Annotated in this window: 15 protein-coding genes; 11 read left to right on the top strand and 4 right to left on the bottom strand. The window is 71.4% G+C overall.

Annotation, left to right across the window (positions count from 1 at the left end; genetic code table 11):
* Positions 1-2: 2 nt before the first annotated feature.
* Positions 3-1,052: a bifunctional (2E,6E)-farnesyl/geranyl diphosphate synthase gene (gene idsA2, locus G6N56_RS05490; protein ID WP_085257129.1), complete on the bottom strand. Its 1,050-nt coding sequence runs from the start codon at positions 1,050-1,052 to the stop codon at positions 3-5.
* A gap of 251 nt (positions 1,053-1,303) precedes the next feature.
* On the opposite strand from idsA2, the gene G6N56_RS05485 reads away from it, so the two are divergent.
* Entirely contained in the window at positions 1,304-2,200 is an 897-nt protein-coding gene (locus G6N56_RS05485; protein WP_085257124.1) for a mycobacterial-type methylenetetrahydrofolate reductase, read from the top strand.
* Here G6N56_RS05485 and lppM read toward each other — a convergent pair.
* Positions 2,197-2,844, bottom strand: a complete 648-nt coding sequence (lppM, locus tag G6N56_RS05480; protein WP_085257130.1) for a lipoprotein LppM — start codon at positions 2,842-2,844, stop codon at positions 2,197-2,199. The two genes, G6N56_RS05485 and lppM, sit on opposite strands and share 4 nt — an antisense overlap.
* A gap of 138 nt (positions 2,845-2,982) precedes the next feature.
* Entirely contained in the window at positions 2,983-3,603 is a 621-nt protein-coding gene (locus tag G6N56_RS05475) for a GNAT family N-acetyltransferase (protein ID WP_085257125.1), read from the bottom strand.
* A gap of 329 nt (positions 3,604-3,932) precedes the next feature.
* On the opposite strand from G6N56_RS05475, the gene G6N56_RS05470 reads away from it, so the two are divergent.
* The 5 genes from G6N56_RS05470 to G6N56_RS05450 all read left to right on the top strand — a co-directional run bounded on the left by G6N56_RS05470 (position 3,933) and on the right by G6N56_RS05450 (position 9,675).
* The gene (locus G6N56_RS05470; protein WP_085254096.1) at positions 3,933-4,334 is read left to right on the top strand and encodes an SCO2097 family morphological protein; all 402 of its coding nucleotides are present in this window, start codon (positions 3,933-3,935) and stop codon (positions 4,332-4,334) included.
* Between the two features lie 455 nt (positions 4,335-4,789).
* Positions 4,790-5,221, top strand: coding sequence for a division/cell wall cluster transcriptional repressor MraZ (mraZ, locus tag G6N56_RS05465; RefSeq protein WP_085254095.1), 432 nt, complete (start codon positions 4,790-4,792; stop codon positions 5,219-5,221).
* Complete coding sequence (gene rsmH / locus G6N56_RS05460; protein ID WP_142280430.1) at positions 5,196-6,368, top strand: 16S rRNA (cytosine(1402)-N(4))-methyltransferase RsmH; 1,173 nt, start codon at positions 5,196-5,198, stop codon at positions 6,366-6,368. The genes mraZ and rsmH overlap by 26 nt, the downstream gene beginning before the upstream one ends.
* A complete protein-coding gene (locus tag G6N56_RS05455; RefSeq protein ID WP_085254093.1) occupies positions 6,365-7,615 on the top strand; it encodes a cell division protein FtsL in 1,251 nt (416 codons plus the stop codon). Before rsmH ends, G6N56_RS05455 begins: the two co-directional genes overlap by 4 nt.
* A complete protein-coding gene (locus G6N56_RS05450) occupies positions 7,612-9,675 on the top strand; it encodes a peptidoglycan D,D-transpeptidase FtsI family protein (protein ID WP_085254092.1) in 2,064 nt (687 codons plus the stop codon). The genes G6N56_RS05455 and G6N56_RS05450 overlap by 4 nt, the downstream gene beginning before the upstream one ends.
* Positions 9,676-9,708: 33 nt before the next feature.
* Here G6N56_RS05450 and G6N56_RS05445 read toward each other — a convergent pair whose 3' ends face one another.
* The gene (locus G6N56_RS05445; protein ID WP_085254091.1) at positions 9,709-10,818 is read right to left on the bottom strand and encodes an FAD-dependent monooxygenase; all 1,110 of its coding nucleotides are present in this window, start codon (positions 10,816-10,818) and stop codon (positions 9,709-9,711) included.
* A 117-nt stretch (positions 10,819-10,935) separates the two neighbouring features.
* On the opposite strand from G6N56_RS05445, the gene G6N56_RS05440 reads away from it, so the two are divergent.
* The 5 genes from G6N56_RS05440 to murD all read left to right on the top strand — a co-directional run bounded on the left by G6N56_RS05440 (position 10,936) and on the right by murD (position 17,246).
* Positions 10,936-11,493: a TetR/AcrR family transcriptional regulator gene (locus tag G6N56_RS05440; RefSeq protein WP_085254090.1), complete on the top strand. Its 558-nt coding sequence runs from the start codon at positions 10,936-10,938 to the stop codon at positions 11,491-11,493.
* 65 nt (positions 11,494-11,558) lie between these two features.
* On the top strand, positions 11,559-13,127 hold the full coding sequence (locus tag G6N56_RS05435; protein ID WP_085254089.1) for a UDP-N-acetylmuramoyl-L-alanyl-D-glutamate--2,6-diaminopimelate ligase: 1,569 nt from the start codon (positions 11,559-11,561) through the stop codon (positions 13,125-13,127).
* Complete coding sequence (locus G6N56_RS05430) at positions 13,124-14,704, top strand: UDP-N-acetylmuramoyl-tripeptide--D-alanyl-D-alanine ligase (RefSeq protein WP_085254088.1); 1,581 nt, start codon at positions 13,124-13,126, stop codon at positions 14,702-14,704. Before G6N56_RS05435 ends, G6N56_RS05430 begins: the two co-directional genes overlap by 4 nt.
* On the top strand, positions 14,701-15,780 hold the full coding sequence (gene mraY / locus G6N56_RS05425; RefSeq protein ID WP_085254087.1) for a phospho-N-acetylmuramoyl-pentapeptide-transferase: 1,080 nt from the start codon (positions 14,701-14,703) through the stop codon (positions 15,778-15,780). The genes G6N56_RS05430 and mraY overlap by 4 nt, the downstream gene beginning before the upstream one ends.
* Complete coding sequence (gene murD / locus G6N56_RS05420; RefSeq protein ID WP_085254086.1) at positions 15,780-17,246, top strand: UDP-N-acetylmuramoyl-L-alanine--D-glutamate ligase; 1,467 nt, start codon at positions 15,780-15,782, stop codon at positions 17,244-17,246. The genes mraY and murD overlap by 1 nt, the downstream gene beginning before the upstream one ends.
* The last annotated feature ends 2 nt before the right edge of the window (positions 17,247-17,248 follow it).

The following is a 17,248-nucleotide window of genomic DNA, read 5'->3' as shown; positions in this document are numbered from 1 at the left end:
CGTCAGGCGGAGCGGTCGGTGGCCATCCTGGCCATCTCGAACAGCCCGGCTTTGGCCTCGGCGCCGACGGGCGCGGCCGCCAGAGCGTCCAGCGCGCGCCGCGTCAGCTCGGCGATACGCCGTTCCGCGGCGGCCAGCGCGCCGACCGACTCGATGACCGCCCGCAACTCGTCGACCTGCGCGTCGGTCAGCTCGGCGCCGATGGAGCCGCGCAACAGGGCGGCCGCCGCGGGGTCCGACCGGTCGGCGAGCTCAACCGCCTCGGCGAGCAGCACCGTGCGCTTGCCGGAGCGCAGGTCGTCCCCGGACGGCTTGCCCGTCACCGCCGGGTCGCCGAACACGCCCAGCACGTCGTCGCGCAGCTGGAACGCCACCCCGAGGTCCGTCCCGAACTGGCCGAACACGGCCTGCACGTCGGGCCTGTCGGCCGCTGCCGCCGCCCCCAGCTGCAGCGGGCGGGACACGGTGTAGCAGGCCGTCTTGAAGGTGTCGACGTTCATCGCCGACGCGATGGACTCGGCGGCGCTCGCCTCGGCGACGATGTCGAGGTACTGACCGCCCAGCACCTCGGTGCGAATCTGGGCCCACACGCGCCTAACCCGCCGGTGGGCCGCCGGCGACACCGGCAAGTCGGAGACGATGTCGTCGGCCCAGGCGAGTGCGAGGTCGCCGAGCAGGATGGCCGCCGACTCGCCGAACCGCTCCGGCGAACCCCGCCATCCCCGCTCGCGGTGCAGCGCGGCGAAGCGGACGTGCGTCGTCGGCTTGCCGCGGCGGGTGGACGAGTCGTCGATCACGTCGTCGTGTACCAGGGCGCAGGCGTGCAAAAGCTCGAGGGCCGAAAACAGCAGCAGCGCGTCGGAATTCGGCTCCTGGTCGGCCACGGCACGCCAGCCCCAGTACGCGAACGCGGGCCGCAGCCGCTTGCCGCCGCCCAACACGAAGTCTTCGAGCGCGCCGATCAGGTCGTCGTAGTCGGCGCCGATATAGGCGCTCTCGGCGCGCCGCTCGTGCAGGTATTGCCTAAGCCGCTCGGTGATGGCGCCGGTCAACTCGATGGTTGCCGCTGCTTTTGCGGTTTCCGGGCTCAGCGCGGCGCCCCCTTCCTGCTCGGCCTGGCTCGTGCGGTCCTGGGCCGACAGTTTATGTCGCGCCGGCGGCCGCACTGGCTTGGACCGCCTCAGTATTCCCCCGCCAGCGGCCGGTCCCGCCCCGCCTATGCTGGCGGGGTGTCTGGGCGCGACGGCAGCGCGGCCATCCAGAGCCCAGGGAAATGGTCGTCTGACCGACGGAGAGGAGCCGCGTGACCCTCAACACCATCGCCCTCGAGCTGGTGCCTCCGAATCGCGACGACGGTCGAGAGCGGGCCCTCGATGATGCACGGAAAGTGGTGCGGTACTCGGCCGAATCCGGCCTGGACGGCCGGCTCCGGCACGTGATGATCCCGGGGATGATCGCGGAAGACGACGACCGGCCCGTCGCGATGAAGCCGAAGCTGGACGTGCTCGACTTCTGGTCGATCATCAAACCGGAACTGCCGGAGATGCGCGGTCTCTGCACGCAGGTCACCGCGTTCATGGACGAGGCGTCGTTGCGGGAACGGCTCGCCGCCCTGTGTTCGGCCGGGATGGAAGGCGTGGTCTTCGTCGGCGTGCCGCGCACCATGAACGACGGCGAAGGCTCCGGCGTGGCGCCGACCGACGCCCTGTCGATCTACCGCGACCTGGTGCCCAACCGGGGCGTCATCCTGATTCCGACCCGCGACGGCGAGCAGGGCCGGTTCAACTTCAAGTGCGACCAGGGCGCCAACTACGCCATGACCCAGCTGCTGTATTCCGACGCGATCGTCGACTTCCTGGCCGAGTTCGCCAAGACCACCGACCACCGGCCGGAGATCCTGCTGTCGTTCGGGTTCGTCCCGAAGGTCGAGGACCGCGTCGGCCTCATCAACTGGCTGATCCAGGACCCGGGCAACGCGGCGGTGGCCGGCGAGCAGGAGTTCGTCAAGCGGTTGGCCGGCAGCGAGCCGGCCGACAAGCGCCGGCTCATGGTCGACCTGTACAAGCGGGTGATCGACGGCGTCGCCGATCTCGGCTTTCCGCTGAGCATCCATTTCGAGGCCACTTACGGGGTATCGGGGCCGGCGTTCCAGACGTTCGCCGAGATGCTCGACTACTGGTCGCCCACCCCGGCCGGCTAGACCGGTGGCTGGTCGCGCGGCGCGGTGATCCGCGGGGAGCGATCCCGCCCGATCCAGGCGAGCAGCGCCACCACCCCCGCCGCCGCGAACGACGCGATGCCCAGCCAGACGCCCGCACCGGTGAAGGAGCGGGTGTTCGGGTCGGTGGAGCGGGCCTGGGCGGTCATGGTGCTCACCACGCCGGGCTTGAGCTTCCAGGACACCACCTCGGGCTCGACGCGGTCGCCGTTGGTGGAGGTCACGACGCCGGGAAAGGCGACGGTGAGCTCGACGTCCGCCTCGGGGTCGGTCACCGAGGTCAGGTCCGCCCGGCCTTCCAGGATCACCAGGTTGCCGTTCCGGCGCAGCGACAGGTTCACCCCGGAGGCGTCGGAGTTCATGTTGGCCAGCTGCGGCAACTCGGCGAACGTCAGGTCCGAGAACACCGCCTGCGAACCCACGTAGCCGTCGCTGTCGTAGTTCGACACCGCCACCTTCTGCCCGAACGGCAGGTTGTTCGTGTCGAGCTGGGGGCCCATGTCCTTCGAGGTCCTGGGTTTGGCGGCGGCGACGATCTCCCCGGACACCATGTCGTCCGGGGAGATGGTGAGCGACGCCCGGACCCGCAGGCATCCGGTGGCCAGGGGGACCAGGAGCAGCAGCATCGCGATGGCCAGCGCGCGGCGCCGCCGGGGAATGGATCGCCGGGCCGGGAGCGGAGGGGAGCTGGCGCGCACCAGGTCATCGTGCCAGACGGGGTGTGTCGCTTCGGCGGGTCGTCCCGCCTGCCCGCGCGTAGGAGGTTAGCCGGGCGGCGCGGAGGCCTCCAGGGGCAGCGCGCGGCCCAGGATCGCGAAAGCCCGCGGGTCGCCGGCGAAGTGGTAGCCGCGGATGACGTCCGTGAAGCCCAGTCGCCGGTACAACCGCCACGCGCGGTTGGGCTCACCGTTGGTTTCGGGCGTCGACAGCAGGACGTTCTGCTCGGTCCGGCGGGCCAACAGCCGGCGGATGAGCGCCTCGCCCAGGCCGCGACCCTGGGCGCGGGGATGGATATGCAATTCGGTCAGCTCGAAGTAGCTGCTCATCAGGCGCGCGATCTCCTGTGGCGGCTGGCCGCCGCGCTGCAACCCCAGCACGACCTGTTGCTGCCACCACTGCCCCGGCGCCCCCGGGTACCCGTACGCCACACCGAGCAGTGGCGCGTTGCTCAGGTCTGCGGCTGATGGGGTGGTCCCGTGGGCGACCTCGGCCTCGACGACCCCCACGCCCTGCCACCCTCGGCGCCGCAGGTGCTCCAGCCACATGGCGGCGCGCTGGTTCTCGGTGCCGCGCGGGTAGCGCATCGCGTCGACATAGACCCCCAGGGCGTCGCCGAGGCGGCGCTCCATGTGCTCCGGCGGCAGATCGATGAGGAAGATCGCCAACTGCGGTGCCTCCTCGTCGGGTGATCCGTGCGGTTGACCCTCCAGTCCCCGCGCTGACGCAATTATCGGACCCGGGCGGGGTCGTCCGACGGGCGGGCGCGCACCCGGCGGGACCGCTCGAAGCAAGCAGGTTGGCGCGCAGCGCGGTTCCGCGCCCGCCGGGCGTGGGGTGGTGCGGGCCGGTGGGGGAGGGCGGGCGGGGATAGAATCGCCGCCGAACCAGTGGTACCGCGCAGATTGACCTCGTATCATTTGATTTAGTTGCCCTCCCAACGGGCATCCGCGTGCTACCGATAGATACGCGTCAACGTGCCGGCAAGGAGGGACGAATGCCACTCTCCGATCATGAGCAGCGGATGCTCGATCAGATCGAGAGCGCTCTCTATGCCGAGGACCCCAAGTTCGCGTCGAGCGTGCGCGGCGGGGGCTTCCGGGCACCCACGGCGCGGCGGCGGTTGCAGGGCGCGGCGTTGTTCGTGATCGGTTTGGCGATGCTGGTGTCCGGGGTGGCATTCAAAGCCACCATGATTGGAAGTTTCCCGATCCTCAGCGTCATCGGTTTCATCGTGATGTTCGGTGGTGTGGTGTTTGCGATCACCGGGCCGCGGTTGTCGGGGAGGCCGGGCCATTCCGGTCCGGCCGTCGGTTCGCCGCGCCAGCGCCGCCACAAGGGTGGGGGCTCGTTCACCAGCCGGATGGAAGATCGGTTCCGCCGTCGCTTCGACGACTAGCGACGCACGGCACGACACTGCGGGGTAGCCAACGGCTGCCCCGTTTGTCGTTGAGGTGAAGGTACGGACCGGGCGCGCGGGACGCGGGGGGCGCTGGCGCGGCGCCATCTTTTCAGGCCGCGGCGCCCCGTCGGCGCCCGGCAGACCCGTTGAGTCCCTTCTGAATCCAAACTGAGCCGGAATCGAGGCTTCGGGGCTGGTCGCGAGCCCCACTTGGCCCCACCGAGCTCCCCACTTTGGCCCACCTTCCCGTTTGAGGCCTCTGACATGCGCATTTTCTGAGCCGCGCGGCGTTTGCCGGGCTACGCCGGGCGTCCCGTCGTACCGCTGGAAAGGCGGTTGGGGGCGGATAACCGCGAAAACACGGCCACGACACCCCTTTAATGGGGAGAAGTGGGGGATTGTGGGGTATGGTGGCTCAAGTGTTCGGGTGACCCCGCAGGGGAGGTGAGCAGGTGTTTCTCGGCACCTACACGCCAAAACTCGACGACAAGGGGCGGCTCACGCTGCCCGCCAAGTTCCGCGACGCGCTGGCAGGGGGGTTGATGGTCACCAAGAGCCAAGACCACAGCCTGGCCGTGTATCCGCGGGCGGAATTCGAGCAGCTGGCCCGCCGGGCGAGCAAGACCTCGCGGAGCAATCCGGAGGCCAGGGCCTTCCTGCGCAACCTCGCCGCCGGCACCGACGAGCAGCACCCCGACGCGCAGGGCCGGATCACCCTGTCGGCCGACCACCGCCGGTACGCGAACCTGTCCAAGGACTGCGTGGTGATCGGGGCGGTCGACTTCCTCGAAATCTGGGATGCCCAGGCCTGGAACGACTACCAACAGACCCACGAAGAGAACTTCTCCGCGGCCAGCGATGAAGCACTCGGCGACATCATCTGAGGCGCGTGCCCGTGCATCGTGGCCTCTGCCCGAACCGACCCTGGCGTACTTCCCCAACGCCAGGTTCGTGCCTTCGGACAGGGACCTCGGTGCAGGGGCGGCCTTCGGGTTCCTAGGGTCCGAAGGGTGCCCCCAAACCCGGGGAGGCGTTGCGGTGGCTGACATTTCAGAAGATTTCGGTCACGTGCCGGTGCTGCTGGAGCGCTGCGTCGAACTGCTTTCCCCGGCGCTGACCCGCCACCACGCCGACGGGTCGGGGGCGGTGCTGGTGGACGCCACGCTTGGCGCCGCCGGGCATGCCGAGCGATTCCTCATCGAGCTGCCCGGGCTGCGGCTGATCGGTCTCGACCGCGACCCGAGCGCTCTGGCCATCGCCCGGACTCGCCTGGCGCGGTTCGCCGACCGGGCCACCCTGGTGCACACCCGGTACGATGGCATCCCGGCCGCGCTCAACGAATGTGGTTTGGCCGCAACGGAATCCGTGGATGGCGTGCTCTTCGACCTCGGCGTGTCGTCCATGCAGCTCGACCGCCCCGAACGTGGTTTCGCATACGCCCAGGACGCGCCGTTGGACATGCGGATGGACCCGCAGTCCGCGCCGACCGCCGCCGACATCCTCAACACGTACGACGAGGCGGCCCTGGCTGACATCCTGCACCGCTTCGGCGAGGAGCGATTCGCCCGGCGCATAGCCGCGCGGATCGTCCGTCAGCGCGCCCGCACCCCGTTCACGTCGACCGCCCAACTGGTCGCGCTGCTCTACGAGGCGATCCCGGCGCCGGCCCGGCGGACCGGCGGCCACCCGGCCAAGCGCACCTTCCAGGCGTTGCGGATCGCCGTCAACGACGAGCTCGAGTCGCTGCGCCGGGCGCTTCCCGCCGCCCTCGACGCGCTGGCCGTGTCGGGCCGCGTCGTCGTGCTGGCGTATCAGTCCCTGGAGGACCGGATCGTCAAGCGGGTGTTCGCGGACGCGGTCGCGTCCCGCACGCCGGTGGATCTGCCTTTCGAGCTTCCCGGGCACGAGCCGCGGTTCCGCTCCTTGACGCACGGCGCCGAGCGGGCGGATGCCGCCGAGGTCGAACGCAATCCCCGCAGCGCCGCAGTGCGGTTGCGGGCCCTGCAACGGATTGGGAAAGGCGACTCATGAAGGTGAAGCGCGAGGCGCCGAAACGCGGCCGCGGCAACGACCGCCGGGGTGGCCGCGACGGTTCGGCCCGGACCGGCCGGCGCACCGGGGCCGAGCCGGTGTCGTCGCGGCGCAACCGGCCCGGCCGGGCCGCCGCGCCCGCCCGTGACGCGCGGGCACCGAGATCGGGGCCGCAGACGAGCCCGATCACCCGTCCGGTCGAGCTACCGGGCCGGCCCAAGAGCACGAGCCAGGCCAAGGCGCGGGCCAAGGCGCGTAAAGCGAAGGCGCCCAAGGTTGTCCGGCCCCGCCTGAGCGAGCGCCTGGCCATCCGTCTCGCCTCGATCGACCTGCGGCCGCGGACCATCGCGAGCAAGGTGCCGTTCGTCGTGCTGGTGATCGGTGCGCTGGCGCTGGGCCTGGGGCTCACGCTGTGGTTGTCCACGGACTCCGCTGAGCGCTCCTATCAGCTGAGCCACGCCCGCGAGAAGAACCGGATGCTGCAACAGCAGAAGGAATCGCTGGAACGCGATGTGCGCGAGGCGGAATCGGCCCCGGCGCTGGCGGAGGCGGCCCGCAAGCAGGGCATGATCCCGACGCGTGACACCGCGCACCTGGTCCAGGACCCGTCCGGCAACTGGGTGGTCGTGGGTACGCCCAAGCCCGCCGACGGCGTGCCGCCGCCACCGCTGAACAGCAGGCTTCCCGATGCCGGCCCACCGCCGCCGCCCCAGCCGGCCGCGCTGCCCCCGGAGGTGCCCATCCGGGTCGAGCCCGGCCCCGGCGGCCCGCCCGTCCCGGCCAGGCCGGGCCCCGAGGCGCTGCTGCGCGCCCCCGACGGCGCTTCGACGGTCGGCGGGCAGCACCTGCCGCAGGCGGTCTCGCAGCTGCCCGGGCTGCCCACCGGCCCGGTCACCGGCCAGGTCCCGGGCGCCATCCCGACGCCGGGCCTGCCGACGCCCACCCTGCCGACGCCGGGGCTGCCGACGCCGGGGGGTCCGGCGCCCGCGCCCGGCCCAGCGGAAGTCTCGATCCCTTTGGGGGGCTTGCCGATTCCGCCACCGGCCCGCATGCCGGCGCCGTTACCGGCCGAGGTCCCGGTCCCGGTGCTGCCGGGCCCGCCGCCCGCGGCGCCGCAGGCGGTGGTCCCGGTGATCCCCGGAGCCCCGGCGCCGGGAGCGTTCCCGCGTCCGGGCCCGGGCCCCGGCCCTGCGACTGGTGAGCAGTTCTTGCCGCCGGCCACCGTGCCCCCGGCTGCCGGCCGATGAGCCGGGGCGACGCGCGACGGACCCGCCAGTCGACCCGCCCGACGCGCGGTCCCCGCCACCCGCAGCAGGCCGAAGGCCTCCGGCAACCCAAGCGGCTGCACAAGCCGCGGCAGGCCGAGCAGGGCCGGGACGCCCGGGAACCAAAGGGATTCCGCAAGGCGAAGAAGGCCAAGACGACGGCGGCCCGCCCGGAGGCGGCGCCGGCCGGTCATTCGGCCACGCAGCGGCGCACCCGGCAGATCGTCGCGGTCGGGAGCCGGGGCGCGTCGTTCGTCTTCCGGCATCGGGCCGGCAACGCGGTGATCCTGGTGCTGATCCTGGTGGCCGCCATCCAGTTGTTCGTCCTGCAGGTCACCGATGCGCCGACGTTGCGCGCCCAGGCGGCGGGGCAACTGAAGGTCACCGACGTCGAGAAGGCGATCCGTGGCAGCATCGTCGACCGCCACAACGACCAGCTCGCGTTCACCACCGAGTCCCGCGCGCTGACCTTCCAGCCCAAACGCATCCGGCACCAGCTGGAGGAGGCGAAGCAGAAGAACTCCGCGGCGCCCGATCCCCAGCAGCGGCTGCGCGACATCGCCAAGGAGGTCGCGACCCGGCTGGGCAACAAGCCCGACGTCCCGACCCTGCTGAAAAAGCTGCAGAGCGACGAGAACTTCGTCTACCTCGCCCGCGCCGTCGACCCCGCCGTCGCCAGCGCGATCTCCGAGAAATACCCCGAGGTGGGGTCCGAACGCCAGGATTTGCGCCAGTATCCGGGCGGGTCGCTGGCGGCCAACATCGTCGGCGGCATCGACTGGGACGGCCACGGGCTGCTCGGTCTGGAGGAGTCCATGGACTCGGTACTGTCCGGGACCGACGGATCGGTCACCTACGACCGGGGTTCTGACGGTGTCGTGATCCCCGGTAGCTACCGCAACCGGCACAAGGCCGTCAACGGCTCCACCGTCCAGCTCACCCTCGACGACGACATCCAGTTCTACGTGCAGCAGCAGGTGCAGCAGGCCAAGAACGTGTCCGGGGCCCACGACGTCTCGGCCGTCGTCCTGGACGCCAAGACGGGCGAGGTGCTGGCCATGGCCAACGACAACACCTTCGACCCGTCCCAGGACATCGGGCGCCAGGGTGACAAGCAGCTGGGCAACCTGGCGGTGTCGTCGCCGTTCGAGCCGGGATCGGTGAACAAGGTGATCACCGCGTCGTCGGTGATCGAATACGGCCTGTCCAACCCCGACGAGGTGCTGCAGGTGCCCGGCACCATCTCGATGGGTGGGGTCTCCATCCACGACGCGTGGGAGCACGGCGTCATGCCCTACACCACCACGGGCGTGTTCGGAAAGTCCTCCAACGTCGGGACGCTGATGCTGGCGCAGCGCGTGGGTCCGGAACGCTTCTATGACATGGTGCGCAAGTTCGGGCTCGGCCAGCGCACCAACGTCGGGCTGCCCGGTGAGAGCTCCGGCCTGGTGCCGCCCATCGACCAGTGGTCGGGCAGCACGTTCTCGAACCTGCCTATCGGGCAAGGGCTTTCGATGACCCTGCTGCAGATGGCCGGCATGTACCAGGCCATCGCCAACGACGGCGTCCGGATACCGCCGCGCATCATCAAGGCGACCATCGCCCCCGACGGCACCCGAACCGAAGAGCCGCGGCCCGACGGGGTGCGGGTGGTCTCGGCGCAGACCGCGCAGACCGTGCGCGGCATGCTGCGTGCCGTCGTGCAGCGCGACCCGATGGGATACCAGCAGGGGACGGGACCGGCGGCCGGCGTGCCGGGCTACCAGATGGCGGGCAAGACGGGCACCGCGCAGCAGATCAACCCGGCCTGCGGCTGTTACTTCGACAACGTCTACTGGATCACGTTCGCGGGCATGGCCACGGTCGACAATCCGCGTTATGTGGTCGGGATCATGATGGACAACCCGGAGCGCAACGCCGACGGCACGCCCGGGCACTCGGCGGCCCCGCTGTTCCACAACATCGCCGGCTGGCTGATGCAGCGCGAGAACGTCCCGCTGTCGCCGGATCCGGGGCCGCCGCTGACCCTGCAGGCCACCTAGCGGCGATCGCGAGCGCGGCGTGGCCGGGCGTGTCTATCCAGCCTCTGCTCGGCGGAAGTTGCGATTGCGGGCGTCGATCTCGTCCTGAGTGGCCGGGATGAGGCGCTCGCCTCCGGGCGCCGCCGTCGCCTGGGAGCGGGTGGCGTGCGGCCGCTGGTCGTGCTCGTATTGGCGCCAGGCATGGGCGAGGTCGCCGGGATGCTCGCGCAGCGCCTGAGCCAAAAACCAGGCGCCGGTCAAGGCCAGGCTGGTGCCGCGCCCGGAAAGAGGTGAGGCGCAATGCGCCGCGTCGCCGACGAGGACGACGCGGCCGCGGTGCCAGGTCGGCATATGGATCTGGCTGACCGAGTCGAAGTAGAGTTCCGGGTCCGCGACCGCCGCGTCGAGCAGTTCGGGGACTCGCCACTCGCTGTGGCCGGCGAACGCACTGACGAGTATTCGCTTCTGGGCGGCGAGATCGTGGTAGTCGTACTCGACCCAGGGCGAACGAAACATCAACACCGCCAACGCTTTGTCGCGATATGTGGCGATACCGGCCAGGTGGCCGGGGTAGTTGTACATCGGGTTGTCGCGTCCAGCGGGCGTGTAATCGGGCAGGGCGGCCAGCGCGACGTAGAAGCCGAGATGGTGCAGGAACTGCCGTTCGGGCCCGAACGTGAGCCGGCGGACCGCCGAGTGCATGCCGTCGGCTCCCACGACCAGGTCATAGGTTTCCTCGGCGCCCGAGGCGAAGCGGATGGTGACTCCTGCGTCGTCGTCTTCGAGGCCGGCGATGGATTCTTCGAACCGCAGCTCGACCGACGGCCCAAGATGGCCGTGCAGGATGTGGGTCAGGTCTTCGCGGGCGATTTCGACGTCGTCGGGCGAATCGTTGATCTGGTCCAGGGGCGGCTCGGCGACCACGTCGCCGTTCCGGTCGACGAACTGGATGCGTTCGGTCATGTCAACCCGGCGATCGTGGATCTCGGTGAGCACACCCATTTTGTCGGCTACGCCGATGGCGTGGCCGCGAATATCGATGGGCGACCCGTTGGTCCGCAGGTGGTTAGCGCGTTCGACGAGGATGACGTCGTGACCGTCCGCGCCCAGGTTGATCGCCGTACTCAGTCCCGCTATGCCCGCGCCGGAGACAAGAATGCGCATCGAAGCTCTCCCTCGGGGATAAGATACAACGTGTATCCATCAACGTAGACGCCAGCAATAGGAAACGCAATGTCTCTAAATGCGCCCGGGGTTACGCGGCGACGCCGGGGTCTGGCGTTGGAGGAGGCGCTCCTGAACGCCGCGTGGACGGAGCTGACTGAACGCGGGTACGACGACATGACGATCGACGCGGTCGCCGTGCGGGCGGGAACCAGCCGCGCGGTGCTGTACCGGCGCTGGCCCAACAAGCACGAACTGGTGCTCGACGTATTGGCGCACCAGGCGCGCAAAGACGCCGTGGCCGTCCCCGACACCGGTAGCCTGCGCGGCGACATCATCGCTTTACTGCAGCAAGCCAACAAGGTCAGGGCGGGCCTCGTGGCCCTGCTGTTGACCCGGTTCGGCGGCTTTTACCAGCACACCGGCAGCAGTCTCGCCGACCTCAAGAAGTTCGTGCACGGCGATCGCGAGGCCATGCTCGAGCAGGTGATCCGGCGGGCTGTCGACCGCGGTGAAATCACCCCCGGACAGGTCACCGGGCGAATTGCCCGGCTGCCCCTCGACCTGTTCCGTTACGAGATCATGATGACCTTGAAACCGCTGTCCGACGATGCGATCGAAGAAATCGTCGACACTATTTTCCTGCCCTTGCTCGACTGGCGTAAGAGCCGGTAGCGCGCCAGCCGGGCGCGGGAAGACCGCGTCGCCCCCGGTCCCTCGGTAGGGTGTCATGGCCGAACATGAGGATCGGGCAGGGGCCGAGGGAGGTGGGAACAGTGCCGGGTGGCTTGCGCCCCAGCGCCGTCGCGGGCGTTCCCCTGTCCACGCTGGCAGCCCAGGTGGGCGCGGTGGCCGCCGACGGGAGCGCCGCCGTCCCGGACGTCGCGGTCACCGGTGTGACGCTGCGCGCCCAGGACGTGCTCGCCGGCGACCTGTTCGCAGCGTTGCCCGGCTCGGCGACGCACGGCGCCCGTTACGCGGGCGACGCCATCGACCGCGGCGCGGCCGCCGTGCTGACCGACGCCGCCGGGGTGGCCGAAATGGGCGCCCACGCCGGTCGGGTCCCCACTCTGGTGCATCCCGCGCCGCGCGGCGTACTGGGCGGCCTGGCCGCCGCGGTGTACGGCAACCCCTCCGACCGGTTGGCCGTCGTCGGGATCACCGGCACCTCCGGCAAGACGACCACCACCTACCTGGTCGAGTCCGGGCTGCGGGCCGCCGGCCGCACCGTCGGGCTCATCGGCACGATCGGCATCCGCATTGACGGCGCCGACATCCCCAGCGCGCTCACCACCCCGGAGGCCCCGGCCCTGCAGGCCCTGCTGGCGGCGATGGCCGAACGCGGCGTGGACACGGTCGTCATGGAGGTGTCCAGCCACGCGCTGGCGCTGGGCCGCGTGGACGGCACCGGCTTCGCGGTGGGCGCGTTCACCAACCTCTCCCGCGACCACCTGGACTTCCACCCGACGATGGCCGACTACTTCGAGGCCAAGGCCTTGCTGATCGACCCGGCCTCCAAGCTGCGGGCGCGCACGGTCGTCGTCTGCGTCGACGACGACGCCGGACGTGCGATGGTCGCCCGGGCCGGCGACGCGGTCACCGTCAGCGCCACCGGCCGGCCCGCCGACTGGCGCGCCACCGACGCGGCGCCCTTGAGCGCCGGCGGCCAGCAGTTCACCGCCGTCGACCCCGCCGGCGTGCAGCACCGCGTCGGCATTCGGCTTCCCGGCGCTTACAACATCGCCAACTGCCTTCTGGCGCTTGCCATTCTGGAGGCGGTCGGGGTGTCGCCGGAGCAGGCGTCGCCCGGGTTGCTCGCCACGCGCGTGCCCGGGCGGATGGAAGAGATCGACCGGGGTCAGGATTTCCTCGCGCTGGTCGACTACGCCCACAAGCCCGGAGCGCTGCGCGCCGTGCTGACCGCCCTGGCGCGGCCGGGCCGGCGGCTGGCGGTGGTGTTCGGTGCCGGCGGCGAGCGCGATCCCGGCAAGCGGGCGCCGATGGGCGCGACCGCCGCCGAGCTGGCCGACCTGGTCGTCGTCACCGACGACAACCCGCGCGGCGAGGACCCCGCGGCCATCCGCCGCGAGATCCTGGCCGGGGCGGCCGGCGGCGCGGCCGAGGTGGTGGAGATCGGCGACCGGCGCGACGCGATCCGGCACGCGGTGGCCTGGGCGGGCCCGGGCGACGTGGTGCTGGTCGCCGGCAAGGGGCATGAGACCGGACAGAGCGGCGGGGGCCACACGCGCCCGTTCGACGACCGGGTCGAGCTCGGGGAGGCGCTCGAGGCGCTCGAGGCCCGGCGATGATTGACCTGACCGTCGCCCAGATCGCCGACATCGTCGGCGGCCGGCTCGCCGACATCACCCCGGCGGCGGCGGCGCGGACCACAGTCACCGGGACGGTGGAGTTCGACTCGCGCGCCGTCGGTCCCGGCGGGCTGTTCCTGGCGTTGCCCGGGGCGCGGTCCGACGGGCACGACCACGCGGCGTCCGCGGTGGCGGCGGGCGCCGTCGCCGTGCTGGCGGCCCGGCCGGTGGGGGCGCCGGCGATCGTGGTGCCATCCGTGAGCGCGGCCGACGCGCGGACCGGGGTGCTCGAGCATGACGCCGACGGCTCTGGCGCCGCGGTGCTGGCCGCGCTGGGCAAGCTGGCCAAGGCGGTGGCCGCGGAGCTGGTGGCCGGGGGCCTGACGATCGTCGGGATCACCGGCTCGTCGGGCAAGACCTCGACCAAGGACCTGATGGCCGCCGTGCTGGCGCCCCTGGGCCGGGTGGTGGCGCCGCCGGGCTCGTTCAACAACGAACTGGGTCATCCCTGGACCGTGCTGCGCGCGACCCGGGACACCGACTTCCTGGTCTTGGAGATGTCGGCGCGCCACCCCGGCAACATCGCCGCGCTGGCGGAGATCGCCCCGCCGGCCATCGGCGTGGTGCTCAACGTCGGCACCGCGCACCTGGGGGAGTTCGGCTCCCGCGAAGCCATCGCACGGACGAAAGCCGAACTGCCGCAATCGGTCCCGGCTTCAGGCACGGTCGTCCTCAACATCGACGACCCGGCCGTGGCGGCGATGGCCCGGCAGACCGCGGCCCGGGTGCTGCGGGTGAGCCGCGACGATTCCGGCGGCGCCAACGAATGGGCGGACGTGTGGGCGGCCGACGTGTCCCTCGACGAGCTGGCCCGGCCGCGCTTCACCCTGCACGCGCGCGGCGCCGGCGAGGCGCGGGTGCGGCTCGCCGTGTCCGGCGACCACCAGGTCACCAACGCGCTGTGCGCGGGCGCGGTCGCCCTGGAATGTGGCGCCACCGTCGAGCAGGTGGCGGGCGCGCTCGCCGCGGCGGGACCGGTGTCGCGGCACCGCATGCAGGTGACCACCCGCGCCGACGGGGTGACCGTGATCGACGACGCCTACAACGCCAACCCCGATTCGATGCGGGCCGGCTTGCAGGCGCTGGCCTGGATGGCCCACGGCGGAGTGGCGGGCCCCGGCGAGAAGCGCAGGAGCTGGGCCGTGCTGGGGGAGATGGCCGAGCTCGGTGAGGACGCGATAACCGAGCACGACCGCATCGGCCGGCTGGCCGTGCGCTTAGATGTGTCTCGACTCGTCGTCGTGGGAAGCGGGAGGCCGATGAGCGCGATGCACCACGGAGCGGTCATGGAGGGGTCGTGGGGAACCGAAGCCGTGGAGGTCGCCGACGGCGACGCGGCCCTGGCGTTGTTGCGCGCCGAGCTGCGGCCCGGTGACGTGGTCCTGGTCAAGGCGTCGAACGCGGCGGGACTGGGTGCGCTGGCCGACGCGCTGACCCGTGACGATCGCGAGGGCGGCGAAGCCGGGCGAAGCGGGTCGTCACCATCGAGCGGCGGGGTGGGCGGGGAACGTCCATGAGACAGATCCTGATCGCCGTCGCCATCGCGCTGACCGTGTCCATCCTTCTGACGCCGGTGTTGATCCGGCTCTTCACCAAGCAGGGGTTCGGCCACCAGACCCGGGAGGACGGCCCGCCGACCCACCACAGCAAGCGGGGCACGCCATCGATGGGTGGCGTGGCGATCCTCGCCGGCATCTGGGCCGGGTACCTGGGCACGCACCTCGCCGGGCTGGCGTTCGACGGCGAGGGCGTCTCCGCGTCCGGCCTGCTGGTGCTTGGCCTGGCCACGGCGCTGGGCGGCGTCGGGTTCCTCGACGACATCATCAAGGTCCGCAAGGCGCGCAATCTCGGACTGAACAAGACCGCCAAGGCGCTCGGCCAGGTCGGGGCCGCGGTGCTGTTCGGGGTGCTGGTGCTGCAGTTCCACAACGCCAACGGCCTGACGCCGGGAAGCCCCAACCTGTCCTACGTGCGCGAGATCGCCACCGTCTCCCTGGCCCCGGGGCTGTTCGTGCTGTTCTGCGTCGTCGTCGTCAGCGCCTGGTCGAATGCGGTCAACTTCACCGACGGCCTCGACGGGCTGGCCGCCGGCGCCATGGCGATGGTCTGCGCCGCCTACGTGCTCATCACGTTCTGGCAGGCCCACAGCGCCTGCGTCAGCACGCCGGGCCTGGGCTGCTACAACGTCCGCGACCCGCTGGACCTGGCGATCGTCGCGGCCTCGACCGCCGGCGCCTGCATCGGCTTCCTCTGGTGGAACGCCGCGCCCGCCAAGATCTTCATGGGGGACACGGGCTCCCTGGCCCTCGGCGGCATCATCGCCGGCCTGTCGGTCACCAGCCGGACCGAGATCCTCGCCGTCGTGCTGGGCGCGCTGTTCGTCGCCGAGGTCACCTCCGTCGTGCTGCAGATCCTCGCCTTCCGCACCACCGGGCGCCGGGTGTTCCGGATGGCTCCCTTCCACCACCACTTCGAGCTGGCCGGCTGGGCCGAGACCACGGTGATCATCCGGTTCTGGCTGCTGACCGCGATCACCTGCGGCCTGGGCGTCGCGCTGTTCTACGGTGAGTGGCTCGCCGCGACCGGTGCATGATGAGCGGCCCTGACCCCCTGGCGCCGCTCGCGCCGGGCGCGCCGGTGCTGGTGGCCGGCGGGGGCGTCACCGGCAAAGCGGTGCTGGCGGCCCTGGCCCGGTTCGGCGCCGCACCGACGCTGTGCGACGACGACCCGGTCACGCTGCGCCGCTACGCCGGCGAGGGCGTGGCGACGGCCGCCACCGCGGCGGCGATCCCGCGGATCGCCGACTACGCGCTGGTGGTCACCAGCCCGGGCTTCTCCCCGGCGACACCGCTGCTGGCCGCCGCCGCGGCGGCGGGCGTGCCCATCTGGGGGGACGTCGAGCTCGCCTGGCGGCTCGACGCCGCGGGGCGGTACGGCCCGCCGCGCCGGTGGCTGGCGGTCACCGGGACCAACGGCAAGACGACCACGACGTCGATGCTGCACGCCATCCTCACCGCCGCCGGACGCCGCAGCCTGCTCTGCGGCAACATCGGCGATCCCGTCCTCGACGTGCTGGAAGAGCCCGGTGACCTGCTGGCCGTCGAGCTGTCCAGCTTCCAGCTGCACTGGGCGCCCTCCCTGCGGCCGGAGGCGGGCGTCGTCCTCAACATCGCCGAGGACCACCTGGACTGGCACGCCACGATGGCCGGGTACACCGCCGACAAGGCCCGGGTGCTGGACGGCCGGGTGGCGGTCGTCGGGCTGGACGACCGCCGGGCCGCGGCGTTGCTGGACACGGCCGCGGCGCCGGTGCGGGTCGGCTTCCGGCTCGGCGAACCGGGAGCCGGCGAGCTCGGTGTGCGCGACGGCCACCTGGTGGATCGCGCGTTTGCCGACGACCTCGCGTTGCTGCCGGTCGACTCGATTCCGGTGCCCGGCCCCGTCGGGATTCTGGACGCCCTGGCCGCGGCGGCGCTGGCGCGCAGCATCGGGGTGCCCGTCGACGCGATCCGGACCGCGATCGCCGCGTTCCGGCTGGGTCGGCACCGGGCCGAGGTGGTGGCCGTCGCCGACGGGATCACCTACGTCGACGACTCCAAGGCCACCAATCCGCACGCGGCCGAGGCGTCCGTGCTGGCCTACCCGCGGGTGGTGTGGGTCGCGGGCGGTTTGCTGAAGGGGACCTCGGTGGACGCCGAGGTCGCCAGGATGGCGTCGCGCCTGGTCGGCGCGGTGCTCATCGGCCGGGATCGCCGCGAGGTTGCAGAGGCGTTATCGCGACACGCGCCGGATGTCCCCGTCGTCCAGGTTGTGACAGGCGAGGATGCTGATATGAATGCGACGGTTGTGGTTTCTGATGCAAATGTGACAGAAGTGAAACATCCGGGCGGAGACCTCGGCGCCCGCGTCATGACCGCCGCCGTGGCCGCGGCCCGCGACCTCGCCCGGCCCGGGGACACGGTGCTGCTGGCGCCGGCCGGCGCGTCGTTCGACCAGTTCACGGGGTACGCCGACCGCGGCGACGCGTTCGCTGCCGCCGTACGCGCGGCGCTGCGGTAGGC

It is taken from the genome of Mycobacterium saskatchewanense (assembly GCF_010729105.1).
In the GTDB taxonomy this organism is placed as follows: domain Bacteria; phylum Actinomycetota; class Actinomycetes; order Mycobacteriales; family Mycobacteriaceae; genus Mycobacterium; species Mycobacterium saskatchewanense.
Note: the sequence above shows the minus strand (reverse complement) of the source record. Positions and strands in the feature narration are given on the sequence as shown.

Bases quoted from the DNA above. Each gene is read 5' to 3' on its own strand.
- lppM (WP_085257130.1), bottom strand. From the start codon at position 2,844: ATGCTGCTGCTCCTGGTCCCCCTGGCCACCGGATGCCTGCGGGTCCGG.
- G6N56_RS05470 (WP_085254096.1), top strand. From the start codon at position 3,933: ATGCCACTCTCCGATCATGAGCAGCGGATGCTCGATCAGATCGAGAGC.
- rsmH (WP_142280430.1), top strand. From the start codon at position 5,196: ATGAAGCACTCGGCGACATCATCTGAGGCGCGTGCCCGTGCATCGTGG.
- G6N56_RS05455 (WP_085254093.1), top strand. From the start codon at position 6,365: ATGAAGGTGAAGCGCGAGGCGCCGAAACGCGGCCGCGGCAACGACCGC.
- G6N56_RS05450 (WP_085254092.1), top strand. From the start codon at position 7,612: ATGAGCCGGGGCGACGCGCGACGGACCCGCCAGTCGACCCGCCCGACG.
- G6N56_RS05445 (WP_085254091.1), bottom strand. From the start codon at position 10,818: ATGCGCATTCTTGTCTCCGGCGCGGGCATAGCGGGACTGAGTACGGCG.
- G6N56_RS05435 (WP_085254089.1), top strand. From the start codon at position 11,559: ATGAGGATCGGGCAGGGGCCGAGGGAGGTGGGAACAGTGCCGGGTGGC.
- G6N56_RS05430 (WP_085254088.1), top strand. From the start codon at position 13,124: ATGATTGACCTGACCGTCGCCCAGATCGCCGACATCGTCGGCGGCCGG.
- mraY (WP_085254087.1), top strand. From the start codon at position 14,701: ATGAGACAGATCCTGATCGCCGTCGCCATCGCGCTGACCGTGTCCATC.
- murD (WP_085254086.1), top strand. From the start codon at position 15,780: ATGAGCGGCCCTGACCCCCTGGCGCCGCTCGCGCCGGGCGCGCCGGTG.